Source organism: Methylorubrum sp. POS3, from assembly GCF_043352485.1.
In the GTDB taxonomy this organism is placed as follows: domain Bacteria; phylum Pseudomonadota; class Alphaproteobacteria; order Rhizobiales; family Beijerinckiaceae; genus Methylobacterium; species Methylobacterium suomiense.
The window spans coordinates 2,290,233-2,313,735 of record NZ_JAPRBT010000001.1 but is presented as its reverse complement, the minus strand read 5'-3'; the positions used below and the strand labels follow the sequence as shown (position 1 = coordinate 2,313,735).

Below are 23,503 nucleotides of genomic sequence, written 5' to 3'. Positions count from 1 at the left end.
CTCACGAAAGATTCGAACGCATGCGTGTGTCCCGCTCCATCGGCGGTCAGCTCGGGGTCTGCTTCGCGCTGATGGTGGCCCTGGTGGCCGGGCTCGGCGCCTTCTCGCTGTGGCAGATGCGCCAGGTCAACGAAGCCGCGCGGGAGCTGCGGGACCATCGCCTGCCGATCACGCAGGTCCTCGGCAAGATCCAGGTCGCCGTCCTGCGTCTGCGCGTGAACGGGGGGCGCCTCATCACGGCCGACACGCCGGCCCTGCGCCAGGAGGTTGCCGCGACCATCGCCACGCGCACCCGCGAACTCGCCGAAATGCGCCAGAACTTCCGGGCGCTGTCCCCCAGCCCGGAAGCCGCGGCCCTGTTCTCCGGCTTCGAGACCCGATGGCAGAGCTACATCGCCCTACAGGGCGATGCCTTCGCCCTGGCCCAGCGGGGCGACATCGTCGGGGCGCAACGCATCTACAACACCACGATGTCGGCGGGCAGCAACGCGACGCTGGCAGACTTGCAGAAGCTGATCGACGCCAACGAGAACGAGGCCCGCCTCGCCGGCGCCGCGGCGCAGGCCGCCTACGATGCGGCCAACCGTTACACTCTGCTCTTCATCGGGCTGGGCATCCTCCTCGCCGGAGCCGCCGCTTTCGGGCTCACCCTGCACGTCGCCCGCCCGTTGCGGTCCATGACGCGCGCGATGGGGCGCCTCGCCGCCGGCGACGCGACGGTCGCGATTCCCGCCTCCGGCCGCCGCGACGAGATCGGCGCCATGGCGGCGGCCGTGCAGGTGTTCAAGGACAACCTGACCCGCACCCGCGCGCTCGAGGAGGAGACCGCCCTCGCCCGCGCCGATGCCGAGAGGCAGCGCAAGGCGGCGACGCGGGCCATGGCCGACGGTTTCGAGCGGGCGGTCGGCGGCCTGATCGGCGGCGTCGCCTCCGCGGCGGCTCAGCTTCAGGCCACCGCCCAGGGCATGGCCGGCACCGCGGACCAGACCGCCCGCCGCTCGCTCGCGGTCGCGGCCGCCGCCGAGATGGCCGAGACCAACGTCACCACCGTGGCGGCGGCGGCGGAGGAGCTCGGCTCCACCGTGACCGAGATCGGCCGGCAGGTCGACGGCTCGGCGGCGCTCGCGCAGGCCGCCGTCGGCGAGGCCGGCCGCAGCGCCGTCCTGGTGAAGGAACTCAGCGGCGAGGTCGCCCGGGTCGGCGATATCGTTACCATGATCTCCACCATCGCGGGCCAGACCAACCTGCTGGCCCTCAACGCCACCATCGAGGCGGCCCGCGCCGGGGAGGCGGGCCGGGGCTTCGCGGTGGTTGCCGCCGAGGTCAAGGAACTCGCCAACCAGACCGCGCGGGCGACCGAGGAGATCACCGGCCAGATCGGCCGCATCCAGGCCTCGACTGGTCAGGCGGTCGCGGCGATCGACGGGATCGCCGCGCGCATCGGCGAGATCAGCGGCGTCGCCACCGGCATCGCGGCGGCGGTGGAGGAGCAGGGCGCGGCGACGCAGGAGATCGTCCGCAACGTCGCCCAGGCCGCCGCCGGGACCGGCGAGGTCACCGGCCATGTCACGGGTGTCGCGGGCGCGGCGAAGGAGACCGGCGCGGCGGCGAGCCAGGTGCTCGCCTTCGCGACCGATCTGTCCCGCCAATCCGAGCGCCTCGGCAGCGAAGTGGACCGGTTCCTGGCGGACGTTCGGGCGGCCTGAGGCGGGCGGGGTTCCGCGCGCACCGGGGGAGGCGCCGTCACGGGTTCAGGCGATCTCGGGCACCGCTTCGGCCTCCCCGTCCAGCACCCGGCGGGCGCGCTCCCGGTCGAGATCGCCCTCCCAGGCGGCGACCACGATTGTGGCGACGCAATTGCCGATCAGGTTGCCCAGCGCCCGGGCCATGCCGATGAACCAATCGACCGAGAGCACCAGCACGAGGCCGATGGCGGGGATCGCCGGCACGGCGTTCAGGGTCGCGGCCAGGATCACGATCGCCGAGCCCGGCACGCCGTGCGCGCCCTTGGAGGTGACGAGCGAGACGCCGAGCACCAGCATCAGGTCACCGAGCGAGAGCGGCGTGTGGGTCGCCTGCGCGATGAAGACCACGGCGAGCGTCAGGTAGATCGAGAAGGCGTCGAGGTTGAACGAGTAGCCCGTCGGCACCACGAGACCGACGGTGGAATCCTTGACGCCCAGATGCACAAGCTTGCGCATGATCTGCGGCAGCACCGCATCCGAGGAGGCGGTGCCGAGCACGATGGTGAGCTCGGCGCGCAGATATTTCAGGAACTTAACGAGGCTGAGCCCGGACAGCCGCATCACCGCCCCGAGCACCCCGAACACGAACACCGCGACCGCGGCGTAGAACAGGGCGACCAGCGACAGGAGCTGCGTCAGCGAGCCGATGCCGTAGCGGCCGACCGTGTAGGCGACCGCGCCGAGCACGCCGAGGGGCGCCACCCGCACGATCAGGCCCATCGCCTTGAACAGCACGGTCGAGAGCGCGTCGATCATCTCCGAGACCGCCTGGCCCTTCTCCCCGCCGACCAGCGACAGGCTCGCCCCGAACAGCACCGCGAAGAACAGCACCTGCAGCACGTCGTTGCGGGCGAGCGCGTCGAAGACGGTCTTGGGGATCACGTCGAGCAGGAAGGCCGAGATGCCCCCGCCCTGAAGCTTCTGCGCGTTGTCGGCATGCGTCCCGAGCGCCCTGGCATCGAGGCTCGCGACGTCGATGTTCATGCCGTGCCCCGGCCCGACGACCCAGGCCAGGACGAGGCCGAGCACGAGGGCGACCGTGGTCATGACCTCGAAATAGATCAGCGCCTTGATCCCGACCCGGCCGACCTTCTTCAGGTCGCCCGCCCCGGCGATGCCGTGGACGACGACGCAGAACACGATCGGCGCGACGATCATCGAGATCAGCTTCAGGAAGGCGTCGCTGAGAACCTTCAGGCTCCGGGCGAATTCGGGCGCGGCGAGCCCGAGCAGGATGCCGACGAGAAGCCCCGCGATCACCTGCGCGAACAGCGACTTGTGGAGCGGCGTCCGCTCGGCCGGCAGCGCGGCGGCGGTGGTGGTCGTCATCGGGTGGCCCCTCCCCTTCATCCCGCCGCCAGGGCAGCAAGGGGAGTGCCAGGGGTCAGACCAGGCCGGTGAGGTAGTAGATCCCGATCACGAAGAAGACCGCCAGCGTCTTGATGACGGTGATCGCGAAAATGTCGCCGTAGGATTGGCGGTGGGTCAGCCCGGTGACGGCGAGCAACGTGATGACCGCGCCGTTGTGAGGCAGCGTGTCCATGCCGCCGCTTGCCATGGAGGCGACGCGGTGCATCACCTCCAAGGGGATGCCCGCGGATTGCGCGGCCTCGACGAAGCGGCCCGAGAGCGCGCCGAGCGCGATCGAGAGGCCGCCCGAGGCCGAGCCGGTGACGCCGGCCAGGACGTTGACGGTCACCGCCTCGTTGATCAACGGGTTCGGGATCGCCGAGAGCGCGTCCGAGATCGTCTTGAAGCCGGGAAGCGCGGCGATGACGGCGCCGAAGCCGTATTCGGTGGCGGTGTTCATGCCGGCGAGCAGGGAGCCTGCCACCGCCGCCTTCGAGCCCTCGACGAAGCGCGGCGCGAGGTTGCGCCAGCCCAGGATCACGGTGGCCAGGATGCCGGCGAGCAGCGCCCCCTCCACCGCCCAGATCGCCGCCACCGCCTTGACCGGCACGGTGACCGGATGGGTCGCCATCTCGGGGGTCAGCGCCGCGCTCGCCGTCTCGCCGTAGGCGGCGGTGATCCAGCCGAGCAGGAGCTTGTTGCCGATGCCGACGATGAGGAGCGGCAGGATCGCCACCAGCGGGGGGATGGTCACCCGGTCCTCGGCGGCCTGCGGCTCGTTGGCGTGGCCCTCGCCGTAGCCCTCGTCGCCGGCGCTGCGGCGGCGCCATTCGAGATAGGTGACGCCGAGCCCGAACACGAAGAGCGCGCCGATGATCCCGAGAACGGGCGCGGCGTATGCATCGGTCTTGAAGAAGGAGGCCGGGATGATGTTTTGGATCTGCGGCGTGCCCGGCAGGGTGTCCATGGTGAAGGTGAAGGCGCCCAGCGCGATCGTCCCCGGGATCAGGCGCTTCGGGATGTTCGAGCGGCGGAACAGCTCGGCGGCGAAGGGGTAGACCGCGAACACCGCCACGAACAGCGAGACGCCGCCATAGGTCAGGATCGCGCCGACGAGCACGATGGCGACGATCGCCCTCCCCTCACCGAGCAACCCCGTCACGGCGCCGACGATGGAACGGGCGAACCCGGAAATCTCCACGAGCTTGCCGAAGACGGCACCGAGCAGGAAGACCGGGAAGTAGAGCTTCAGGAAGCCGACGAGCTTCTCCATGAACAGGCCGGAGAACAACGTCGGCACGGCGGCCGGATCGGTCAGCAGCACTGCGCCCATGGCGGCCACCGGCGCGAACAGGATCACCGAGAAGCCGCGATAGGCGATCCCCATCAGGAAGAAGAGCGCCGCGAGGCAGATCAGGAAGCTCAAAGCCGTCGTCCTCCGCGCCGACTCGCGGTCGCGTGAAACTATGATGTCCGCCCGCGAAGCGGATTCAATACGGCGAAGCCTCGGAAGGCACGGATCGGGTGTGAAGTGTCAGGGCGGGGAATGGGTTTGTGTCTTGCTCCGGTGCAATCGTTGCACCATATCTGAGTTCCTGGATCGCTCGACGTGCCGACCTACGCATCCTTCGATGGCTTCCGAGTGGAACTGCGCTCGCGCGATCACGCCCCGCCGCATGTCCACGTCGTCGGGGCAGATTTCCACGCCCTTGTCGGGATACGGGATCTGCGGATCATGCGGGGTACGATCACGCGGCGGGCCTTAGCCGAGGTGGTGGCCTGGGCCAGCGGGCGAACGGACGAGCTGATGGCCGAGTGGAGGCGTCTCAATGAGCGCGACTGACCTGATCGCGGTCGGCGATCCCCTGCCGCGCCTCGCGGCGGTCGAGCCGGCGGAGAGGCTCTACGGTGTGGCGCTCACTTGGGCCGACGGGGTGCGGGCCGGTCGGCGCGACGTCGTCGACCTCGCTCCCATCATTCTCACCTTCAAAGTTTTTCGGCCGCTGCGGGAGGATACGGCGCTGTTCGCTGCCGTTCGGCTCGGCGAGGGAGGCGCCTCGATCTTCTGGCCTGGTAATCCGGACCTCGACATCGGCGCGGACAGCCTCGAAGAGCTGTCCGAGGAGACGATGACCAATGTCGACTTCGCGGCCTTCCTGGAGCGCAACGGCCTGACCTACGAGGCTGCCGCCGTCCAGCTCGGCGTGTCGCGGCGCATGGTGGCCTATTACGCCAAGAGCCACGCGGTGCCTCGCCTCGTCGGGCTTGCCTGCCGCTATCTAGAGCTGCGCGGCGCCGCCTGACGCCTACAGCGTCCGGTGCATCACCAAGGCATCGACCGGCCCGTAGGCGGGATGGCGGAACACGCCCGGCAGGCGGCCGATCTCGCGCAGGCCGAGGCTCGTCCACAGTGCCACCGCGCGGGTGTTCGTCGCGACGACGAGGTTGAACTGCATGGCCGTGAAGCCCAAGCCCCGCGCCGTCTCGAACGAGTGCAGCCCCATGGCCCGCGCGACGCCGCGGCCCTGAGCCTGGGAGCCCGTTGCGTAGGTGCCGTTGGCGACGTGGTCGCCCGCCCCGAGCTGATTGGCGCGGATGTAATAGGCGCCGACGATGTCAGCCCCGTCCTGCGCGACATGGACGTGATGTCCCGGCGTGAACCAGTAGGCTAGCGCCTGCGCCCGGTCCCAGTCGCGCGGAAGGGCGAAGGCCTCGCCGGCCCGCAGGATCGGTTCCAGGACCGCCCAGATGGCGTCGTGGTCGGCAGGGGCAGCGGGGCGGATGGTGAGGTCGGTCATCGGCCACGCTTGCCGGCATGACGGCGATCTCGGCAAGTCCTTCGCCGCAGGATCGTCGGGCTCTGCCCGACACCCGCCAAAGGGATGATCCCTTTGGGAACCCCGATTCCAATCAGCCGGAGACGGGATCGGGTTTCTGCGACGGCTCCGGGCGCGCGGTGTCGTCGCTCGGGATCAAGGCGATTCGGCCCCAGCCCGGCAGCTTCAGCGCCGGGCGGCGCCAGTCGAGACCGGCGACGGCGCCGAGCAGGTTGATCTCGAGGCCCTCGACCCAGCCGACGGTCAGTCCGGCATAGCCCTGGAGCGACAGGCGCAGGCCGGTGCCGCTCGGGGTGATCTCGGCAAAGTGGCCCGCCGGGGTCCAGTCCTTGCCGAGCGCGGTCGGCGGCAGCGGGACATCGTTGTCGGGGATGCGGGCGACGATATGGGCCGCGAAGGTGTTCGAGTTCGGTCCCGGCCACGCCCGGTACGAGCCGAGGCTGCGGTGGGGATAATCGGCCACCGCCGCGCGGATCTGGGGAATCGCCCGCGCCGCCGCCGCGCCGTCGAGGGCCAGCACCGGTTCCGGATCGTTGCCGAACCAGCGCCCGTCCGGGGCATAGGCGTCGGTCCGCACCGGCGGGCCCCAGCCGACCACGTCGTAGCGGGTGTAGCGGGGGGCGCCGGCCTCCTTCACCACCACCCAGCTGTGATGGGCGAAGATGCCCCGCCAGCGCCCGACCCGGGCGGCGTAGACCCGCACCATCGCCTCCGGCGCAGCGGCGGCCGGCGGCAGAATCCCGGCGCTCGACCAATCGGCGGACGACCAACTCTCGGCCCGCCCGCCCTTCGCGTTCCACCACAGGGCGTGGGTCGCGAGCGGGAGCAGGAAGGCCAGGACCAGGGTGAGGAGGAGGGTGAGGGTGGCGAGGCGCAGGCTCGCGAGGACGGCGGCGGTCATGTCCCCTGCATGTTGCCGCTCGTCCCGGCGGTTCAAGCGGCGCGCGGCGGCCTGCGACCGAGAGGCGGGGCTGCCGTGTTCCGCCCCGTGCGCGCTCGCACGCACGACCGCGTGAAACGAGAGGGTGAGGCTTCCGGGCAACGCCCGCGCGGACTCGCGACGGGCGGGCGACTCCGCGCTTGTAACAGTGTCACGATCACGCAATGAAACATTATAACGTGGTGGGTGAAGCGTGATGCGGGTGGCGAGGCGGACCGGACGAAGCCTGTTCCTGGCCGGACTCTCGGCCGGGACGATCCTGTCCGGCGGGACGGTGCCGGGCTTGGCCCAGCAGGCCACGACCCTGGAAGAGCTGAGCGTCACCGCGAGCCCGGTCCAGCCCGCCGCCAAGCCCGTGCCCGGGGCCGTTCTCCAACCCCTCCCGAGGACGCCGACCGGCGTGCTGCCGGTGGTGACCGATTCGTTCTCGTCGGTGACGGTGGTGACCCGCTCCGAGATCGAGCGCTCGCAGCCGACCCAGCTCGGCGATGCCCTGTTCGACAAGCCCGGCCTGTCGGCCTCGACCTTCGCGCCGGGGGCCGCCTCGCGCCCGATCATCCGCGGCCTCGACAACACCCGGGTGCGGATCCAGGAGAACGGCGTCGGCGTCGGCGACGTCTCGGAGCTGTCCGAGGACCACGCGGTGCCGATCAACCCGATCGCCGCCGACCGGATCGAGGTGGTGCGCGGCCCCGCGGCCCTGCGCTACGGCAGCCAGGCGATCGGCGGCGTGGTCGCCGCCGAGAACAACCGGGTGCCGACCTTCATCCCCGTGGGCGGCATCGCCGGGCGGGTCACCACCGGGTATTCCAGCGTCGACAACGGCTACAGCACGGCCGCCAGCGTCGATGCGGGCGCGGGCAACGTCGCCGTCCATGCCGACGGCTTCCGCAGCCAGGGCGACAGCTACAACACGCCCGCCGGCATCCAGGCGAACTCGCAATACGTGTCGCAGGGCGGCGCGGTCGGCTTCTCGGTGATCGGCGACCGCGGCTTCGTCGGCATTTCCTACAGCCATTACGACGCGCTCTACGGCATCCCCGGCGGCGGCTCGGCGGAACGGCGCGTGCTGCTCGATCCCGTCCAGGACCGGCTGCTCGCCCGCGGCGAGTACCGGCCGCTCGAAGGGCCCTTCGCGGTGATCCGCTTCTGGGCCGGCGGCTCGGTCTACAAGCACAACGAGAGCGGCCTCGAAGACGACGGCCTGCGCACCATCGGCTCGACCTTCAAGAGCCGCGAGGTCGAGGGGCGGGTCGAGGCGCAGCACGTGCCGGTCGATCTTTCCTTCGGCGTGCTCACCGGCGCCGTCGGCATCCAGTCGGACCGGCGGGTGCTCGGCACCTCCGGCGAGGCGGGCGGGCTCATCGCGCCGACCGACGCGCGGGCCAATGCCCTCTACCTGTTCGAGGAGCTGGCGCTTCCCTCCGGCACGCGCGTCCAGGCGGCGGGCCGCATCGAGGGGACGCGGGCCGCCGGCACGGCGACGAACTTCCCCGGCGACTACCTGCCCGGGTCGGTCGATCCGCTGGAATACGACCGCCGCCGCCGCTTCGCACCGAAGAGCGCAAGCTTCGGCGTGCTGCAGGATCTGCCCTACGACTTCGTCGGGAGCCTGACGGCTTCTTACGTCGAGCGCGCGCCCTCCGTGCTCGAACTCTATTCCCGCGGGCCGCACGAGGCGACCGAGACCTTTGAGATCGGCGACCCGAATCTGAAGCTGGAGCGCGCCCGTACCCTCGAACTCGGCATCCGCCGGGCGGTGGGCCCCCTGCGCCTCGACGCCACCGGCTACATCACCCGCTACACCGGCTTCATCTACAAGCGCGAGACCGGCACGTTTTGCGGCGACGAATTCTCGACCTGCGGGGCCGAGGACGAGCTGCGCCAGATCGTCTACACCCAGGCCAACGCACAGTTCTACGGCGCCGAGATCGGCGCGCAGCTCGACCTGATTCCCGTCGGCAACGGATTCATCGGCCTCGACGCGCAGTACGATTTCGTCCGCGCCCAGTTCGACAACGGCAGCTTCGTGCCGCGCATCCCGCCCCACCGGGTCGGCGGCGGCGCCTATCTGCGGGCCGACGGATGGTACGCCCGCGTCTTCCTGCTCCACGCCTTCGCCCATACCGAGACCGCGCCGATCGAGACGCCGACGCCGGGCTGGGACGATCTGCGGGCGGAGATCAGCTACACGAAGCCCCTCGATCCGGCGGTCTACGGCGCGAGCGAGATCACCCTCGGACTCCAGGGCCGCAACCTCCTCGACGACCGCATCCGCAACTCGGCCTCCTTCAAGAAGGACGAGATCCTGCTGCCGGGCCGGAACCTGCGGCTCTTCCTGACGGCGCGGTTCTGACGATCGCTCTCGACGAGAACGCCGCCGCCATTCCGGGTCCGCCTGCGGCGCCCCGGAATGGCGGCGGAGGATCGAGGAAGGGGGGCGGTCCCCGCCCGCCGTTCGACAGGCCTCGATCCGCGGCGTAGGATCGCTCCGCAATCGGGAGGCGGGCGATCATGGCGATGCACGTTCCGGCCATCGCGGCTCCGGCGACGGCGTCCCGGCCGCGGGTCGGGCCGCGCACGCTCCTCCTCGTCGCGACGTTCCTCGCCTCCGCGGGGGGGCTGGCGATCGATGCCGGCACGGCGACGGTGGCGGTCGAGGCCGATCTCGCCCGCATCTTGCGCTTCATGGCCGCGCTCAAGCTCGCTCTGGCCGCCTGCGCCCTCGCCGCCTCCTGGTGGCGGCTCGCCCGGCCGGCCGCGGGCTGGCGCGGGACGGCCTACGTCGTCGGCCCGCCTCTCTCCGTCGGTGGTGCGCTCGTGATGCTGTCGCTGGCCCATCCGGGCCTCGCCGCGCTCGGCGTGCATGCGGGGCTGCTGGCGGTGCTGGCCGCTTCCTTGACGGACAAGGACTTTTTCCCGGATCGGCCGCCCGCGCGGGTTCGCGGCTAAGACATCGGCCCGAAGGGTGGGTGCCGGCTTTCGGGCCGATGCGGCAGGATAACCGAGCGCGTCGCTCAGCCCCGTCGGGCGGTGCGCCAGAGCCGCCAGATCTTGCGCCAGCGGGCGATCTCGATCGTCGTGTTGAGCGGGTCGTAGCCGGGCCGCTCCATGGCGGCGAGGTAGGGCTCGATCAGCGCCACGGGCAGGAAGGCGGGCCGGGCGGCGGGGATGATGGTGGCGCGGGCGGCCGCGTACGAGGCGAGGTGCTGGCGCGCCAGCGCCCGCAACTCGGCACAGCTGCGCAGGAGGCCGGGGCCGCCGCGCCCCGTGACGATGTCCTCGCGCGTCACGCCGTTCTTCCGCAGGAGGTCTCCGGGCAGGTAGACCTGCCCCTGGCGGGCATGCCAGGGCAGGGCCCGCAGCAGGCCGGTGATGCCGTAGGCCACGCCGGCATGGCCGGCCGCCGCCGCGCCGCCGGGCTCGGCCCCGTCGGCCAGCACCAGGGCGGAGAGGCGGATCAGCGAGGCGGCGGTCTCGCCGCAATAGCCCTCGAGATCGTTCACCCGCGGCATCGGGTCGTCGTAGAGGTCGAACACCCGGGCATCGATCAGATCGACGAAGGGCTGGCGCCCGAGGCGCCGGGCGACGATGGCGTCTTCCAGGGCCGCCGCGACGGGATTGGCCCGCACGTCGCCCCGCGCCTCGCCCTGGAGTGCGTCGCGCCACCATTGCAGCCGGATCTCGCCGGCCATCGGATTGCCCGCGGCCTCGCGCACCCGGGCGACGGTGAGGCTGAAGGCCGAGAGCGCGAACAGGTGCGGCCGGAAGGCGGGCGGGGCGAACAGCGTGGCAAAGTAGCGATCGGGATCGCCCTCACGCACCAGCTCCTCGCAATGGCGGAAGGCGAAGGCGAGACCCCCGTTCTCGGGGGCGGGGCTCGGCGCGGTGCGGGTCTCGGGTCGCGTCATGCAGCGGGGCTCGCGCGGCGGATCTCTGCGAAGCGGGGCCGCCGTGACCGGCGGACCTCACGAAACGCCCCGGCTCGGCCGGTTCTCTCGCGGGCCGGGTTTCCCGTGAGAGACACCTACGACACGGCGATCAGGGCGGCCGCGACCTTGCGGTTCTCCGCGGCCAGGATGTTGTAAGTGCGCGCCGCCGCCCCCGTCTGCATCGCGTCGAGGCCGATGCCCGCGGCTTTCAGGCGCTGCCGCAGGGCGTCCGGCAGGAAGACGATGTCGGCGCCGGTGCCGACGAGGAGCAGTTCGATGCCCTCCCGCTCGGCCAGGACCGGTGCGAGGCTCGCCGCGTCGATGGCGTCCGCCCGCTCCACGCCCCAGGCATGGACGCCGGAGGGCAGGAGCAGGATCGAGCCCCGATGCGACATGTCGCCGAAGCGGAAGCCGCCATTGCCGTAGGCGTCGATTCCGTGCCGGCCGGGCAGGAAACCGCCGGGGCGATCCGCTCCGCTCATCCCCGCAATCGCCCCCTCACTCCGCCGCCTGGGGCGCCAGCCCGGTCTCGCGCTGGCCCGACTTCGCGCCCGACAGGGTCAGGCCGATATAGATCAGCGACGGGGTCGAGACGAAGATCGCCGAGTAGGTGCAGATCACGACGCCCGCGAGCATCACCACCGCGAAGCCCTTGATCGCCTCGCCGCCGAACATCACCAGCGCCACGAGCGACAGGATGGTCGACATCGAGGTCATCACCGTGCGCGACATGGTGGAGTTGATCGAGAGATTGAGCAGCTCGACCACGGGAATGGTCTTGTAGCGGCGCATCAGCTCGCGGGTCCGGTCGAACACCACCACGGTCTCGTTGAGCGAGTAGCCGACGATGGTCAGGATCGCGGCGATCGAGGTCATGTTGAACTCGATGCGGGTGACGATGAAGACGCCGACCGTCAGCACGATGTCGTGGAGGGTGCCGACGATGGCGCCGAGCGCCAGTTCCCGCTCGAAGCGGAACCACAGGTAGAGCAGCACGGCGAGTACCGAGAGCACGACGCCGACGGTGCCGGACTGAACCAGCTCGCCCGAGACGCGGGGACCCACGGTCTCGGTGCGGCGGAACTCGTACTGCGCGTCGAAGGCGGCGTGCGCCTTCTGCATCACCGTGGTCTGGCCCTGCTCGCCGGCCTGGAGCGGGAAGCGCACCAGCACCTGTCCCTCGCCGCCGAGTTCCTGAACCTCGGTCTCGCCGAAGCCGAACTCGTTGGCGGTGTGGCGGATCGCGGCGACGTCGGCCGTCTGGCCCGGCTTGGCCTGGAGCTCGACGAGCGTGCCGCCCTTGAAGTCGATGCCGTAATTGAGCCCCATGGTGAGGAACAGCACCACGGTCACGACGGAGACGACCGCCGAGAGCGGGAAGGTGAAGCGCCGGAACCGCATGAAGTCGAAATGCGATTCGTCGGGCCAGAGGCGGAGCAGGCGCATGGTCGGTCTCGAAGCCTGAAGGCGGCACGCGCCTTACGGAACGGCGTGGCGGCCGGCTGCGCTGTCGCGGCCGGCCGGCGGTCTCAGAACGGCAGGGCCTTGGGCCGGAAGGTGGTGTACCACACCGCGATCATCATGCGGGTCAGCGTCACCGCCGTGATGACCGTGGTGAGGATGCCGAGGATGAACACCACGGCGAACCCCTTCACCGGGCCCGAGCCCATGAAGAACAGGATGATGGCGGCGATCGCCATGGTCGAGTTCGAGTCGATGATGGTCGCGAAGGCCCGGTCGAAGCCGGCCTGCAGTGCCGAGACCAGGGAGCGGCCGGAGCGGGCCTCCTCGCGCATGCGCTCGTAGATCAGCACGTTGGAGTCGACCGCGGTGCCGATGGTCAGCACGATGCCGGCGATGCCGGGCAGCGTCATCGTCGCCTCCAGCACCGACATCAGGCCGAGGATCAGGCCGACATGCACGAAGAGCGCGATGTTGGCGATGAAGCCGAACACGCCGTAGGTCGCGAACATGAAGATCACGACCAAAGCCGCGGCCACGAGCGTGGCCTTGGTGCCGGCATCGATCGAATCGCGGCCGAGGCCGGGACCGACCACGCGGCGTTCGACCACGGTGAGCTTGGCCGGCAGCGCGCCCGCCCGCAGCAGCACCGAGAGGTCGTTGGCGTCCTTCACCGTGAAGTTGCCGGTGATCTGGCCCGAGCCGCCGGTGATGGCCGAGCGGATCACCGGGGCGGACTGGATCACGCCGTCGAGGATGATCGCCATGCGCCGGCCGACATTCTCGGAAGTGGCCTGGCCGAATTTCTGGGCGCCGCGCAGGTTGAACTTGAAGCTCACCATCGGCTCGTGGGTCTGCGGGTCGAAGGCCGGCTGGGCGTCGGTGAGATCGCTGCCGTCGGCCATCACGCGCCGCTCGACCGGGACCTTGGCGCCGCCCTCATCCTTGTTCGGCAGCAGGTCGACATCGCCCGACGGTGAATCGGCGAGCATGCGGAATTCCAGCTTGGCGGTCTTGCCGAGCTGGTTCTCCAGCTCCTGCGGGTCCTGAAGGCCCGGCACCTGGATCAGGATGCGGTCCGCGCCCTGTTGCTGGATCGACGGCTCCCGGGTGCCGCCGATATCGATGCGGCGTCGCACCACCTCGATCGCCTGGGTCACCGCCCGCCGCGTCCGCTCGGTGATCCCGGCATCGGTCAGGACGAGCTGGATCGTGCCGTTCTCGTTCTCGTTCACCGCCAGCGTCTGGCCGCCGCCGGGGCCGGCGAGGGGGTTGTTGATCGGCTGCGCCAGCTCGCGCAGCTTCGGCATCACCTTGGCGCGGTTGCCCGCGTCGGGGATGCGGATCTCGACGCCGCGGTTGATGACCCGGATGCCGCCATCGGGCGAGACCGAGGCCTCGCGCAGAACCCGGCGCACGTCGTCGCGCAGGCCCGTGGTCATGGATCGGATCAGGTCGGGCTGGTCGATCTCGAGCAGGATCTGCGAGCCGCCCTGGAGGTCGAGGCCGAGCACGATCGCCCGCTGCGGGATGATCCAGCTCGGGAACCACGACGGCAGCGATTGCAGGAACGCCTTGCGGCTGTCGGCCGGGATGAAGCTCGGCACCGCGAGGCTCAGGCCGATCAGGATGACGGCGAGCGTCGCGATGATCTTGGTTCTCGAGAAGCGCAACATCCGCCCGGTTCCGAACTTTTTGTCGTTGGTGCCGGGAGTTGGCCCGGCACGTTGAGGCTGCGTCTCAGGACGCCTTGACGGGCGCGCCCTTGACGCGGACCTCGGAGACCATCGTGCGCACCACCTTCACGCGAACGTTCGGGGCGATCTCGACCTCGATCTCGGGGGCGTCGTCCGTCACCTTGGTGACGCGGCCGACGAGGCCGCCGGTCGTCACGATCGTGTCCTCACGGCGCAGGTTCTTCACCATGCCCTGGTGATCCTTGAGCCGGCGCTGCTGCGGACGCAGGATCAGGAAGTACATGATCACGAAGATCAGGACGAAGGGGACGAACTGCAACGCGACTTCCGCGCCGCTCGCAGCACCGGCTCCTTGCGCGAAGGCGGGGGTGATCACGCGGTCAAACTCCTGAAACGGGGACGAGCCCGCGCATGGAAGAGGGCGGGCCTTGCGAGACGACGGGCCTGTCGAAAAGCGCGCGGACTATAGCCACGGGCGATTCGAAAGCAACGTGGTTGGTTCTGCCGGCCTCGAGCGCCGGCGGCCGCGTCCGCGGCCTTCGGCTTCTCGCTCCGCTCGATGCCTCGGCAAAAGCCGAGGCCGCTGCGCGCGGCGCTCTTCGCGCCGGAGCATACGGTGCTGCCGCGGCTCCCTATTTCTGCGGGAAGCGCCTACACAGCCGCGCGACCCGAGGGCATGGGCCCTCCCCCGAGAACCCGAACCGGACATCGCCATGGCCGCTGAGCCGACGCCCGCCGACCTTCTGCCGCTTCTGGAGCGGATCGCTGCGGCCCTTGAGCGCGCGGCGCCTCCTGCGGTGCCGAAGGTGGACACGGGCGCCGCCGACGCCTTCCTGTGGGGGCCGGAGCGTCGGCTCATCCCGGTGCCCAAGGTCAACCGCGTCGAGATCGGCCTTCTGACCGGCATCGACCGTGCCCGCGACATGCTGGTGGAGAACACCGAGCGCTTCGCCCGGGGGCTGCCGGCCAACAACGCCCTGCTGTGGGGCGCCCGCGGCATGGGCAAGTCGTCCCTCGTCAAGGCGGCCCATGCCGAGATCAATGCCCGCCGCCCCGAGGGCGCGCTGCCGATGAAGCTCGTGGAGATCCACCGCGAGGACATCGAGGCATTGCCCGAACTGATGAGCCTGCTCCGCGAGGACCCCCATCCCTGGCTGGTGTTCTGCGATGACCTCTCGTTCGACGCCGACGACACCTCCTACAAATCGCTTAAGACGGCGCTCGACGGCGGCATCGAGGGGCGGCCGGGGAACGTGCTGTTCTACGCGACCTCCAACCGCCGCCATCTCCTGGCCCGTGAGATGGTCGAGAACGAGCGCTCCACCGCGATCAATCCGGGCGAGGCGGTGGAGGAGAAGGTGTCGCTCTCGGACCGCTTCGGTCTCTGGCTCGGCTTCCACAAATGCAGCCAGGACGAGTATCTCGCGATGATCCGCGCCTATGTGGAGCGCCATCGCCTCGCGGTGGAGCCTGACAGGCTGCGCGCCGAGGCGCTCGAATGGGCCACCACCCGCGGCTCGCGCTCGGGGCGCACGGCGTTCCAGTTCATTCAGGATCTGGCGGGGCGGCTGGGGCAGCGGCTCGACGGGTGAGGCGAGAAGGGCCTCAGATCAGCCGCAGGCGGGACAGCAGCCGGGCGAGGTAGGGGCGCAGGGGCAGGGAGAGGCGATAGGCCGCCTCGGCCGGGATGAGAAAGGGGCGCGTGCCGAACAGGCGGGCGTCGAGGATCCGCCCGAGCCAGCGCCAGCCCGGCAGGGTCAGCCAGATCCGCGCGAAGGCCGCGGCCCCGTCGCTGAGGCGTCCGTCGCGCGCCCGCACGTGGAACCGGTGCAGGGCCGTGGCCCGGTCGAGGTCCGGACCCAGCCGCGCCGCGCCCTCCCCCGCAGCGTCCACGAAAGCGAGCCGCTCGGCGCCGCGGCTGTTCCGGTAATGGTCGATCTCGGCGCGGCAGAGCGGGCAACGGCCGTCATAATAGACCGTCAGCTCGGTCGCATCCGCCGGCGGCGCGGAAGGGGACGGGCCGGTGGGCGTGGTCATCGGGGCGCTCCTGCGGCGTCGAGCGAATGGCGAAGGCCTACGGCTTGCGACCGGGCGGGGTGACCGGCTCGGCGGGACCGTCAATGGCGCGGACTTGGTTGGCGGTCGGTCCGGTGCTGAGGAACAGCGCGACGATGCCGAGCCCGATGACCATCACGCCGATCACGAAGGCCATGAAAAACTTGTCGGCCGTCTTCATCGCGGTCCCATCCTCCCTTCGCCGGTCGCCCGCGCCACAGTGATGACCGTGCGGTCGCGAGCATGGTGCATTGCCTGACCCGAGATCGGGCGCGGCGGGCCGGCGTCCAGTCGGCGGATCCCGTTCCTCGCAAATATGTGAAATCTTGCCAAGGTTTCCTGGCAATATTGCGAGTGAGGGCAACGGATTGTCTGAGATAATTTTCTGTATTGGCGAATTGTCGCAGCATAGAACGCTGCGAAGAAGCAGGCGTTGGGTGTCGAGTTCCTGAAATTGGAGAGGTTTTCGCGAGATGTCCGAACGTCTGTCGGCCGTGCGGCACTCCGCCATCACGCCGCCCGCCGCGGCACCGAAGCCGCGATGAGGATGGGCGAACGCGCGATGACCCTCTTCCGCTCCGAGACGCCTCCGCCGCCGGCCAGCCTCGATTTCGGCGTCGCGCCGGAGAGCGCCGCGCCGAACACGGCGCAGTTGAAGGCCGACATCGATTCCGGTCGGACCGGCGACAAGGTTCCGCACGGCGATGTGGGCGCGGCCCCGCTCGGCACCTGCGAGGAGGCCGGCGGCACGCCGCCGACCCCGCAGGAAGTCCGGATGGCGCGCCGCTACCGGGCCTCGCCCGCGGTGCGGGCGGCGGCCGACCCGCACGGCGAGCGCTCCTTCGTCATGCCCCTGTTCTGGGCCACGGCAGGAAGCATCGGCGGCCTCATCGCCCTCGGCCTGATCCTGTTCCCGGGCTGATCGGCTCTGATCGGCACGAACGGAAACGGCGGCTCCCACCGGAGCCGCCGTTTCCGTCATTCCAAGTCGATCAGTTGCTGGCGAGATGCGGCATCGGATCGACCGGGGTCGCGCCCTTCCGGATCTCGAAATGCAGCTGCGGCGAGGTGACGTTGCCGGTCGCACCCGACTTGGCGATGGTCTGGCCGCGCTTCACCTTCTCACCCGGCCGCACGTCGAGCTCGCCGTTATGGGCGTAAGCGGAGACGTAGCCGTTGTTGTGCCGCACCAGCACCAGCTTGCCGTAGCCCTTCACGTCGGAGCCCGCGTAAGCCACCGTGCCGTCCTCGGCGGCCTTGACCGGCGTGCCCTCGGGCACGGCGATGTTGATGCCCTCGTTGCCGCCCGAGCCGTAACCGTTGATGACGCGGCCCTTGGCTGGCCAGCGGAACGACTCGGCGGTGGCCGCCGGGGCGGCGATCGGCGCGGTCGGCTCCGCGCTCGCCACCTTCACCGGGGCGGGCGCCGGGGCGGCGGCCTGCTTGGTCTCCTTCGCCTCCTTGGCCTCTTTGGCCTCCTTGGCGGCAGCCTTCGCGGCGGTTTCCGCAGCCTTGGCCTCGGCGATCTTCTTGGCGGCGTCCGCCTTGGCCTGCTTGGCCTCCGCATCCGCCTTGCGGGTGGCCTCGGCCTCGGCGGCGCGCTTGGCCTCCGCCTTCGGATCCACCTTCGCTTCCGCCTTGGCCTCGACCTTGTCGGTTTGGCCCGGGCGAACGCGCTTCTTGACCTCGGCGAGCTTGCCCTCGGCCTTCTTGGCTTCCGCCTCGGCCAGCTTCTTGGCCTCGACCGCCTTCTTCACGTCGGCGAGCTTCTTCGATTCCGCGGCCTTGGCGGCGGCGGCCTTCTCGGCGGCCTTGGCCTCGGCGATCTTGGCGGCGGCGGCCTGCCGCTCGGCCTCGCGGCGCGCCTCCGCCGCCTTCGCCTCCGCCGCGCGGGCGGCCTCGGCGGCCTTCTTCTCGGCGAGCTTGTCCGCCGGCTTTCCGAATTGCAGCTTGGGCGCGGGCGCCGGGGCGGCAGCCCGCGGGGTCATGGCGCGGCCCGCATCCGGATTCATGCCGGCCACCGACGGGTTCATGCCGGAAACGGCGCCCGTGGCCTCGGTCGTCGCCACGCGGGTGGCGGCGGCGGTCGGGCTCGGGCTGATCGCCATGGGGCGGGGCGAGAGATTCGGGGCGGGCAGATCCTGCGCCTGGACGCGGGGCGTGCGAATCGCCGGCGCGGGCGCCATGTCGGCCTCCGCCCCCTCCCCGCCGAGGCTGCCGGTGGAGGCAGGCTCGCTGCCCATCATCCCGGCGAAGGGATTGGTGAAGGGATCGCCCAATCGCGAGGCATCCGACGAACAGGCGGCAAGACTGCCACCGATGACGGCGATGAGGGCGAAGCGCGACACCGTCCTCAAGCCCAGAACCGAACCCCGAACCCGCATCGACGCACCCGTTCCACCTGACGCAACCTGATGGAGCCATTCAAACGGGATTCAGGTTAAGCATCCGTTCCCGTGGCCCCGATGCGAGTCAGTTTCGTGCGGGTGCGCCACCGTTTGCGGCCTTCAGGACACGCGCCCCCGCCCCGGCGTCATCGGTCCGAGCCGCAGCGCCGGCCCCTCCAGGCGGGCCGGCGGCGCCTCGCCCTCGCGCGCGATCGTCACGAGGCGGCAACCGCGACCGCTCCAGAGGCCCATGACCAGCCGCCCGCCCGGCTTCAGCGCGGCGGGCAGGTGCGGCGGAAGCGCGGCCACGCCGCCATTGACGAGGATCCGGTCGAAGCTGTGCCGCTCGGCGCTGTCGGGGCCGAGCCCGTCGGCGGCCTCCACCGTGGCGTCGTTGAGGTTAACGCCGAGCCGCTCGCGGGCGGCGCGGGCCAGCCCGGGATAGCGTTCCAGGCTGCGCACATGGCCGGCTCCGAGCCGCACCAGCAGGGCGGTGACGTAGCCCGAGCCGGTGCCGATCTCCAGGACGCGGACGCCGGGACGCATGTCGAGCGCGCCGAGCATCGCCGCGGCCACGGACGGCGCCGTCATGGTCTGCCCCTGCGGCAACGGCAGGGCGATGTCGCGCCGGGCATGCTCGCGCAGGGGGGCGGGCGCGAAATGCTCGCGCGGCACCTGTTCCATCGCCCGCAGCACGGCGGTGTCGCGCACGCCGCGCTCGCGCAGGGCCAGCACGAAGGCGGCGCTGCCGATCGCCCGGCTGAGGCCCGCCGCGTCGTCGGGCCCGGCCACCCTACTCCTCGAACGCCTTGGCGAAGCGGGTCAGCTCCGGCTCGTCGGTGAGGTCGAGCCGCAGCGGCGTCACCGAGATGCGGTTCTCCGCGATCGCCTTGAGGTCGGTGCCGTTGCCCGGCTCGAACCGCGCCTTGGCGAAGGCCAGCCAGAAATACGGATTGCCGCGCCCGTCCTGTCGGGCGTCGATCCGCAGGAGCTCCTGGTTGCGCCGCCCCTGGGACGAGACCGCGATGCCTTCAACCGCGTCCGGCTCGCAATCCGGGAAGTTGACGTTGACGAGGATGCCCGGCTCGATCCCGGTCTCCAGGATCTTCCGAATCACCCGTGGCCCGTGGGCGGCGGCGCAGTCCCATTTCAGGCTGGCCCGCCCGCCCGCGCCGTAGGCTTGGCTGAGCGCGATCGAGCGGATGCCGAGGATCGTGCCCTCCATGGCGCCCGCGATGGTGCCCGAATAGGTCACGTCCTCGGCGACGTTCTGGCCGCGATTGACCCCCGAGAGCACGAGGTCCGGCTTATGATCCTTCAGGATATGCGCCACACCCATGATGATGCAGTCCGACGGTGTGCCCTTCACCGCGAAGCGCTGCTCCGAGATCTGCCGCAGCCGCAGCGGATCGTTGAGCGAGAGGGAGTGCGAGACGCCCGACTGGTCGGTCTCGGGGGCGACCACCCAGACGTCGTCGCTGAGCGCGCGGGCGATGCCCTCCAGCGTCTCCAGGCCCGGCGCGTGAATGCCGTCGTCGTTGGTGACCAGGATGCGCATCAGTGGTTCGGTCCCTCGATCCGGGTGAGGCCGCCCATATAGGGCACGAGCACCGACGGGATCGTGATGCTGCCGTCGGGGTTCTGGTAGTTTTCCATCACGGCGATGAGCGCCCGGCCGACCGCGACGCCCGAGCCGTTGAGGGTATGGACGAAATTGACCGCCTTGCCTTCCTTCGCCCGGAAGCGCGCGCCCATGCGCCGGGCCTGAAAGTCGCCGCAGACCGAGCAGGACGAAATCTCGCGAAACGTCTGCTGGCCCGGCACCCAGACCTCGATGTCGTAGGTCTTCTGGGAGGCAAACCCCATATCGCCGGTGCAGAGCGTCATGACCCGGTAGCTCAGATCGAGCTTCTTCAGGACCGCCTCAGCGCAGGCGAGCATGCGCTCGTGCTCCTCCGCCGACCTGTCCGGCGTGGTGATCGAGACGAGTTCGACCTTGTTGAACTGGTGCTGGCGCAGCATGCCGCGGGTGTCGCGCCCGGCCGCGCCGGCCTCGGCCCGGAAGCAGGGGGTGAGCGCGGTGAGACGCAGGGGCAGCGCGTCCTCGGTGAGGATCGATTCGCGCACGAGATTGGTGAGCGGAACCTCCGCCGTGGGGATCAGCCAGTAGCCGTCGCCGGCCGCGAACTGATCCTCGCGGAATTTCGGCAACTGCGCCGTGCCGAACATCGCCTCGTCGCGTACGAGGACCGGCGGCACTACTTCTGTATACCCATGCTCGCCCGTGTGCAGATCGAGCATGAACTGGCCGAGCGCCCGCTCCAGCCGGGCGAGCTGACCCTTGAGCACCACGAAGCGCGAGCCCGAGAGCTTCGCGGCTGCCTCGAAATCCATCAATCCGGTGGCTTCGCCCAGCTCGAAATGCTGGCGACCCTCCGACAGCGTCTCGCGGGAAGACGCGAAGTCGCGATACAGGACGTTGCCGTGCTCGTCGGCGCCCTCGGGCACCTCGTCCTTCGGCCGGTTCGGGATCGCGGCCAAGCGTTCGTCGAGAAGCTTCGCCGCCTCGCCCTGCGCGGCTTCGAGTCCCGGCGCCTCGTCCTTGAGGCGGGCGACCTCGGCCATCAGCGCCGCGGCGCGGGCCTCGTCCTTGGCCTTCTTGGCGCCGCCGATCTCCTTGGACAGCGCGTTGCGCCGCTCCTGATTCGCCTGCGCCGCCGAGACCGCCGCCTTCCGGGCATCGTCGAGGGCGATCAACTCGGCCGAGAGGGGCGCGAGGCCGCGGCGCGAGAGGTCGTGATCGAAGCCTTGCGGGTTCTCGCGGATGGCGCGGATGTCGTGCATGGACGGCTCTCGGGGCTCGGACGGGGCCCGCTTTGCCGCAACGCACCCGGCACCACAAGAGCGGTCGGAACCGGATCGCGTGCGGCCGGGCGCTGAAGCGCCCGGCCGCACGCGCGCAAAAGATTACTTGATGAGCTTGATCAGGGCCTTGCCCGGCTTGGTCTTCAGCTCCTTGGCGTCGAGGGTGCCGTCATTGTCCGGATCGGCATCCTTGAAGAGGGCCTCGACCAGGGCGAGGTATTCCTTCTTGTCGATCGTGCCGTCCATGTCCGGGTCGCCGCTCTTGAACAGCTTCGGGCTCAGGACGCCCTTGAGCTCCTTCTTGTCGAGGGTGCCGTCCTTATCCGGATCGAGAGCGTCGAACTTCGCCGAAGCGGCGGCCTGCACTTCCTTGAGATCGAGCGTACCGTCCTTGTCGGGGTCGAGCGCGGTGATGACCGAGCTCTTCTGGGCGAAGGCGGGGCCGATGCCGGCGACCATCGGCAGGGTCAGGGCGAGGGCGAGGGCGGCGCTGCGGGGTAGGGACATGCGTCAACTTCCAAGGCACGAGGAATCGCCGGCGAGCGGCAGGCCACGCGGGCAGCGGCCTTCACATACGCTAAGAGAAATGTTGCGCTGCGGCAATCGAATTCGGGAGAATCTGGCAAAAACGCTGGGAGAATCGCTCCGCGTAGAGATGAATCCAGAGTCCGATTCGATGCCCATCCGAGCGGGGCGCGGTGCGGTCCTCAACGAGCGTCCAGCTTGCAGGGTCGGCTTGGCAGCATCATATCTCCGGTTCTGCAGGATTTTTCCGGTGTTTCCTCAAGCGCTTGGCCTTCGGAGCGGGTGTTTGTGAGAAATATAAGTGACGGGCCCGCTTGAATTGTGCCCAATGGAAAGTCTATATCAAGGGTGTCGAACACGAGGGGCCGAGCACTGAAACGGCACCGCCTCCGTTCGAGGTAGGGCCGGTCATGAGACCGACCCTCGTATTCAAATTGCTACTTGGAGACACGCCATGAAGTGGTCCGCTCCCGTCGTTGCCGAGATCTGCGTCGGCATGGAAGTCACCTCCTACGAGTCCGCTGAGATCGACACCTTCAACTAAGAAGGTCGTCCCGGCCCTCGGGCCGGTCTCGCTCACACCAATCGCCAGCTTTGGAGAAACGTCATGAAGTGGTCCGCTCCCGTCGTTGCCGAGATCTGCGTCGGCATGGAAGTCACCTCCTACGAGTCCGCTGAGATCGACACCTTCAACTAAGAAGGTCGTCCCGGCCCTCGGGCCGGTCTCACTCACACCAATCGCCAGCTTTGGAGAAACGTCATGAAGTGGTCCGCTCCCGTCGTTGCCGAGATCTGCGTCGGCATGGAAGTCACCTCCTACGAGTCCGCTGAGATCGACACCTTCAACTAAGAAGGCGTCACCGGATTTGACCGGTGATCAGGGGCGTCGTCCGAAAGGGCGGCGCCCCTTTCTCTTGCCGACCATCTCCTGCTGATGAAACGACAAGACCCGGACGGCTATCAGCCGCCCGGGTCTTGTCGTTTCGGTAATCGCGAATCACGCTCGGGCTCGAGTCGTGGATCGGATCGATCCAGACACGCCTCGATCCGATGTTCCGGACTTGCGCCTTTTTCAGGAATGAGGATCCGCCCTTAGAGCCGGTGGCGGATCTGGTCGGTCCAGAAGCGCGCACAGGTCCGGTGTTCCGGACGTGTGCCTCCCATCTGAGGTTTGAGCGCTTCCGCTCCTCAGAGACGGTAGCGGATCTGGTCGGTCCAGAAGCGCTCGAGGCGGGTCAGCGCCTGGTTGAGGCGGCCGAAATCATCCTCGGAGATGCCGCCGATCGGCTGGATCGTGCGGGAATGCTTGTCGTAGAGGCCCTGGATCACGTCGTGGATCTCGCGGCCCTTGCTCGTCAGGCTGATGCGCACCGAGCGGCGGTCGGTCTTGGAGCGGGCGTGGTGGAGGAAGCCTGCCTCGACCAGCTTCTTGACGTTGTACGAGACGTTCGAGCCGAGATAGTAGCCCTTGGAGCGCAGCTCGCTCGCGGTCAGTTCCTTGTCGCCGATATTGTAGAGCAGGAGCGCCTGGACGCTGTTGACGTCCTCGCGGCCGCGGCGGTCGAACTCGTCCTTGATCACGTCGAGAAGGCGGCGGTGCAGGCGCTCCACGAGGTGCAGGGCCTCGAGGTAGGAGCCGGCGGCGCCGAGGGCCTCGGCGGTCTCGGCGGGCTTGCGGGCGGTGTTGGCGGCCTTCGTGGACATCGGTC

Annotated in this window: 27 protein-coding genes; 10 read left to right on the top strand and 17 right to left on the bottom strand. The window is 69.7% G+C overall.

Annotation, left to right across the window (positions count from 1 at the left end):
• Positions 1-20 precede the first annotated feature (20 nt).
• Positions 21-1,706, top strand: a complete 1,686-nt coding sequence (locus OWC43_RS10865) for a methyl-accepting chemotaxis protein (RefSeq protein WP_393956704.1) — start codon at positions 21-23, stop codon at positions 1,704-1,706.
• 45 nt (positions 1,707-1,751) lie between these two features.
• Here the strand turns inward: OWC43_RS10865 and dctA are convergent, their stop codons facing one another.
• Both dctA and OWC43_RS10855 read right to left on the bottom strand, forming a co-directional pair.
• On the bottom strand, positions 1,752-3,074 hold the full coding sequence (dctA, locus tag OWC43_RS10860) for a C4-dicarboxylate transporter DctA (RefSeq protein ID WP_393956703.1): 1,323 nt from the start codon (positions 3,072-3,074) through the stop codon (positions 1,752-1,754).
• A gap of 55 nt (positions 3,075-3,129) precedes the next feature.
• Positions 3,130-4,521, bottom strand: coding sequence for a GntP family permease (locus OWC43_RS10855; protein WP_393956702.1), 1,392 nt, complete (start codon positions 4,519-4,521; stop codon positions 3,130-3,132).
• A 183-nt stretch (positions 4,522-4,704) separates the two neighbouring features.
• Here OWC43_RS10855 and OWC43_RS10850 point away from each other — a divergent pair, with 183 nt between their 5' ends.
• Positions 4,705-4,938, top strand: coding sequence for a DUF4160 domain-containing protein (locus OWC43_RS10850; RefSeq protein WP_393956701.1), 234 nt, complete (start codon positions 4,705-4,707; stop codon positions 4,936-4,938).
• On the top strand, positions 4,925-5,398 hold the full coding sequence (locus OWC43_RS10845; protein WP_393956700.1) for a DUF2442 domain-containing protein: 474 nt from the start codon (positions 4,925-4,927) through the stop codon (positions 5,396-5,398). The genes OWC43_RS10850 and OWC43_RS10845 overlap by 14 nt, the downstream gene beginning before the upstream one ends.
• A 3-nt stretch (positions 5,399-5,401) precedes the next feature.
• Here the strand turns inward: OWC43_RS10845 and OWC43_RS10840 are convergent, their stop codons facing one another.
• Positions 5,402-5,893 (bottom strand): GNAT family N-acetyltransferase, encoded by a 492-nt coding sequence (locus OWC43_RS10840; RefSeq protein WP_393956699.1) that lies wholly within the window; start codon positions 5,891-5,893, stop codon positions 5,402-5,404.
• 112 nt (positions 5,894-6,005) lie between these two features.
• Positions 6,006-6,833: a DUF3750 domain-containing protein gene (locus tag OWC43_RS10835; protein WP_393956698.1), complete on the bottom strand. Its 828-nt coding sequence runs from the start codon at positions 6,831-6,833 to the stop codon at positions 6,006-6,008.
• A gap of 241 nt (positions 6,834-7,074) precedes the next feature.
• Here OWC43_RS10835 and OWC43_RS10830 point away from each other — a divergent pair, with 241 nt between their 5' ends.
• Complete coding sequence (locus OWC43_RS10830) at positions 7,075-9,228, top strand: TonB-dependent receptor (RefSeq protein ID WP_393956697.1); 2,154 nt, start codon at positions 7,075-7,077, stop codon at positions 9,226-9,228.
• A gap of 158 nt (positions 9,229-9,386) precedes the next feature.
• Positions 9,387-9,824, top strand: coding sequence for a hypothetical protein (locus tag OWC43_RS10825; protein WP_393956696.1), 438 nt, complete (start codon positions 9,387-9,389; stop codon positions 9,822-9,824).
• A 65-nt stretch (positions 9,825-9,889) separates the two neighbouring features.
• Here OWC43_RS10825 and OWC43_RS10820 read toward each other — a convergent pair whose 3' ends face one another.
• From OWC43_RS10820 to yajC, 5 genes are all read right to left on the bottom strand, one after another.
• Positions 9,890-10,783 carry a phytoene/squalene synthase family protein gene (locus tag OWC43_RS10820; RefSeq protein ID WP_393956695.1) on the bottom strand — a complete coding sequence of 298 codons (894 nt, stop codon included), beginning with the start codon at positions 10,781-10,783 and terminating at the stop codon, positions 9,890-9,892.
• A 116-nt stretch (positions 10,784-10,899) separates the two neighbouring features.
• A complete protein-coding gene (locus OWC43_RS10815; protein ID WP_137831029.1) occupies positions 10,900-11,286 on the bottom strand; it encodes an Mth938-like domain-containing protein in 387 nt (128 codons plus the stop codon).
• Positions 11,287-11,302: 16 nt separating this feature from the next.
• Positions 11,303-12,250, bottom strand: coding sequence for a protein translocase subunit SecF (secF, locus tag OWC43_RS10810; RefSeq protein WP_137831030.1), 948 nt, complete (start codon positions 12,248-12,250; stop codon positions 11,303-11,305).
• A gap of 83 nt (positions 12,251-12,333) precedes the next feature.
• Positions 12,334-13,941, bottom strand: a complete 1,608-nt coding sequence (secD, locus tag OWC43_RS10805) for a protein translocase subunit SecD (RefSeq protein ID WP_137831031.1) — start codon at positions 13,939-13,941, stop codon at positions 12,334-12,336.
• Between the two features lie 64 nt (positions 13,942-14,005).
• Positions 14,006-14,338 carry a preprotein translocase subunit YajC gene (gene yajC, locus OWC43_RS10800; RefSeq protein WP_137831032.1) on the bottom strand — a complete coding sequence of 111 codons (333 nt, stop codon included), beginning with the start codon at positions 14,336-14,338 and terminating at the stop codon, positions 14,006-14,008.
• A gap of 337 nt (positions 14,339-14,675) precedes the next feature.
• On the opposite strand from yajC, the gene OWC43_RS10795 reads away from it, so the two are divergent.
• A complete protein-coding gene (locus OWC43_RS10795; RefSeq protein ID WP_137831033.1) occupies positions 14,676-15,554 on the top strand; it encodes an ATP-binding protein in 879 nt (292 codons plus the stop codon).
• A gap of 13 nt (positions 15,555-15,567) precedes the next feature.
• Here OWC43_RS10795 and OWC43_RS10790 read toward each other — a convergent pair whose 3' ends face one another.
• A complete protein-coding gene (locus OWC43_RS10790) occupies positions 15,568-15,999 on the bottom strand; it encodes a thiol-disulfide oxidoreductase DCC family protein (RefSeq protein ID WP_393956694.1) in 432 nt (143 codons plus the stop codon).
• A 37-nt stretch (positions 16,000-16,036) separates the two neighbouring features.
• Positions 16,037-16,198: a hypothetical protein gene (locus OWC43_RS10785; protein ID WP_238307764.1), complete on the bottom strand. Its 162-nt coding sequence runs from the start codon at positions 16,196-16,198 to the stop codon at positions 16,037-16,039.
• A 381-nt stretch (positions 16,199-16,579) separates the two neighbouring features.
• Between OWC43_RS10785 and OWC43_RS10780 the strand changes: the two genes are divergently transcribed.
• Positions 16,580-16,939, top strand: a complete 360-nt coding sequence (locus OWC43_RS10780) for a hypothetical protein (RefSeq protein ID WP_137831035.1) — start codon at positions 16,580-16,582, stop codon at positions 16,937-16,939.
• Positions 16,940-17,009: 70 nt separating this feature from the next.
• Here OWC43_RS10780 and OWC43_RS10775 read toward each other — a convergent pair whose 3' ends face one another.
• The 5 genes from OWC43_RS10775 to OWC43_RS10755 form a co-directional block, all read right to left on the bottom strand.
• Positions 17,010-18,401: a M23 family metallopeptidase gene (locus tag OWC43_RS10775; RefSeq protein ID WP_393956693.1), complete on the bottom strand. Its 1,392-nt coding sequence runs from the start codon at positions 18,399-18,401 to the stop codon at positions 17,010-17,012.
• A gap of 123 nt (positions 18,402-18,524) precedes the next feature.
• Positions 18,525-19,196, bottom strand: a complete 672-nt coding sequence (locus tag OWC43_RS10770; protein WP_393956692.1) for a protein-L-isoaspartate O-methyltransferase — start codon at positions 19,194-19,196, stop codon at positions 18,525-18,527.
• 1 nt (position 19,197) lies between these two features.
• Positions 19,198-19,962, bottom strand: a complete 765-nt coding sequence (gene surE / locus OWC43_RS10765) for a 5'/3'-nucleotidase SurE (RefSeq protein WP_137831827.1) — start codon at positions 19,960-19,962, stop codon at positions 19,198-19,200.
• Complete coding sequence (serS, locus tag OWC43_RS10760) at positions 19,962-21,248, bottom strand: serine--tRNA ligase (protein ID WP_393956691.1); 1,287 nt, start codon at positions 21,246-21,248, stop codon at positions 19,962-19,964. Before serS ends, surE begins: the two co-directional genes overlap by 1 nt.
• A gap of 123 nt (positions 21,249-21,371) precedes the next feature.
• Complete coding sequence (locus tag OWC43_RS10755) at positions 21,372-21,776, bottom strand: EF-hand domain-containing protein (RefSeq protein ID WP_137831829.1); 405 nt, start codon at positions 21,774-21,776, stop codon at positions 21,372-21,374.
• 472 nt (positions 21,777-22,248) lie between these two features.
• Between OWC43_RS10755 and pqqA (OWC43_RS10750) the strand changes: the two genes are divergently transcribed.
• The 3 genes from pqqA (OWC43_RS10750) (at position 22,249) to pqqA (OWC43_RS10740) (ending at position 22,644) form a co-directional block, all read left to right on the top strand.
• On the top strand, positions 22,249-22,338 hold the full coding sequence (gene pqqA / locus OWC43_RS10750) for a pyrroloquinoline quinone precursor peptide PqqA (protein WP_015857429.1): 90 nt from the start codon (positions 22,249-22,251) through the stop codon (positions 22,336-22,338).
• 63 nt (positions 22,339-22,401) lie between these two features.
• The gene (gene pqqA, locus OWC43_RS10745) at positions 22,402-22,491 is read left to right on the top strand and encodes a pyrroloquinoline quinone precursor peptide PqqA (protein ID WP_015857429.1); all 90 of its coding nucleotides are present in this window, start codon (positions 22,402-22,404) and stop codon (positions 22,489-22,491) included.
• Between the two features lie 63 nt (positions 22,492-22,554).
• Positions 22,555-22,644, top strand: a complete 90-nt coding sequence (gene pqqA / locus OWC43_RS10740; protein ID WP_015857429.1) for a pyrroloquinoline quinone precursor peptide PqqA — start codon at positions 22,555-22,557, stop codon at positions 22,642-22,644.
• A gap of 338 nt (positions 22,645-22,982) precedes the next feature.
• Here pqqA (OWC43_RS10740) and ldtR read toward each other — a convergent pair whose 3' ends face one another.
• Entirely contained in the window at positions 22,983-23,498 is a 516-nt protein-coding gene (gene ldtR, locus OWC43_RS10735) for a transcriptional regulator LdtR (protein WP_137831748.1), read from the bottom strand.
• Positions 23,499-23,503 lie beyond the last annotated feature (5 nt).

Bases quoted from the DNA above. Each gene is read 5' to 3' on its own strand.
- OWC43_RS10865 (WP_393956704.1), top strand. From the start codon at position 21: ATGCGTGTGTCCCGCTCCATCGGCGGTCAGCTCGGGGTCTGCTTCGCG.
- dctA (WP_393956703.1), bottom strand. From the start codon at position 3,074: ATGACGACCACCACCGCCGCCGCGCTGCCGGCCGAGCGGACGCCGCTC.
- OWC43_RS10845 (WP_393956700.1), top strand. From the start codon at position 4,925: ATGAGCGCGACTGACCTGATCGCGGTCGGCGATCCCCTGCCGCGCCTC.
- OWC43_RS10840 (WP_393956699.1), bottom strand. From the start codon at position 5,893: ATGACCGACCTCACCATCCGCCCCGCTGCCCCTGCCGACCACGACGCC.
- OWC43_RS10835 (WP_393956698.1), bottom strand. From the start codon at position 6,833: ATGACCGCCGCCGTCCTCGCGAGCCTGCGCCTCGCCACCCTCACCCTC.
- OWC43_RS10825 (WP_393956696.1), top strand. From the start codon at position 9,387: ATGGCGATGCACGTTCCGGCCATCGCGGCTCCGGCGACGGCGTCCCGG.
- OWC43_RS10820 (WP_393956695.1), bottom strand. From the start codon at position 10,783: ATGACGCGACCCGAGACCCGCACCGCGCCGAGCCCCGCCCCCGAGAAC.
- OWC43_RS10815 (WP_137831029.1), bottom strand. From the start codon at position 11,286: ATGAGCGGAGCGGATCGCCCCGGCGGTTTCCTGCCCGGCCGGCACGGA.
- secF (WP_137831030.1), bottom strand. From the start codon at position 12,250: ATGCGCCTGCTCCGCCTCTGGCCCGACGAATCGCATTTCGACTTCATG.
- secD (WP_137831031.1), bottom strand. From the start codon at position 13,941: ATGTTGCGCTTCTCGAGAACCAAGATCATCGCGACGCTCGCCGTCATC.
- OWC43_RS10795 (WP_137831033.1), top strand. From the start codon at position 14,676: ATGGCCGCTGAGCCGACGCCCGCCGACCTTCTGCCGCTTCTGGAGCGG.
- OWC43_RS10790 (WP_393956694.1), bottom strand. From the start codon at position 15,999: ATGACCACGCCCACCGGCCCGTCCCCTTCCGCGCCGCCGGCGGATGCG.
- OWC43_RS10785 (WP_238307764.1), bottom strand. From the start codon at position 16,198: ATGAAGACGGCCGACAAGTTTTTCATGGCCTTCGTGATCGGCGTGATG.
- OWC43_RS10780 (WP_137831035.1), top strand. From the start codon at position 16,580: ATGACCCTCTTCCGCTCCGAGACGCCTCCGCCGCCGGCCAGCCTCGAT.
- OWC43_RS10775 (WP_393956693.1), bottom strand. From the start codon at position 18,401: ATGCGGGTTCGGGGTTCGGTTCTGGGCTTGAGGACGGTGTCGCGCTTC.
- surE (WP_137831827.1), bottom strand. From the start codon at position 19,962: ATGCGCATCCTGGTCACCAACGACGACGGCATTCACGCGCCGGGCCTG.
- serS (WP_393956691.1), bottom strand. From the start codon at position 21,248: ATGCACGACATCCGCGCCATCCGCGAGAACCCGCAAGGCTTCGATCAC.
- OWC43_RS10755 (WP_137831829.1), bottom strand. From the start codon at position 21,776: ATGTCCCTACCCCGCAGCGCCGCCCTCGCCCTCGCCCTGACCCTGCCG.
- pqqA (WP_015857429.1), top strand. From the start codon at position 22,249: ATGAAGTGGTCCGCTCCCGTCGTTGCCGAGATCTGCGTCGGCATGGAA.
- pqqA (WP_015857429.1), top strand. From the start codon at position 22,402: ATGAAGTGGTCCGCTCCCGTCGTTGCCGAGATCTGCGTCGGCATGGAA.
- pqqA (WP_015857429.1), top strand. From the start codon at position 22,555: ATGAAGTGGTCCGCTCCCGTCGTTGCCGAGATCTGCGTCGGCATGGAA.
- ldtR (WP_137831748.1), bottom strand. From the start codon at position 23,498: ATGTCCACGAAGGCCGCCAACACCGCCCGCAAGCCCGCCGAGACCGCC.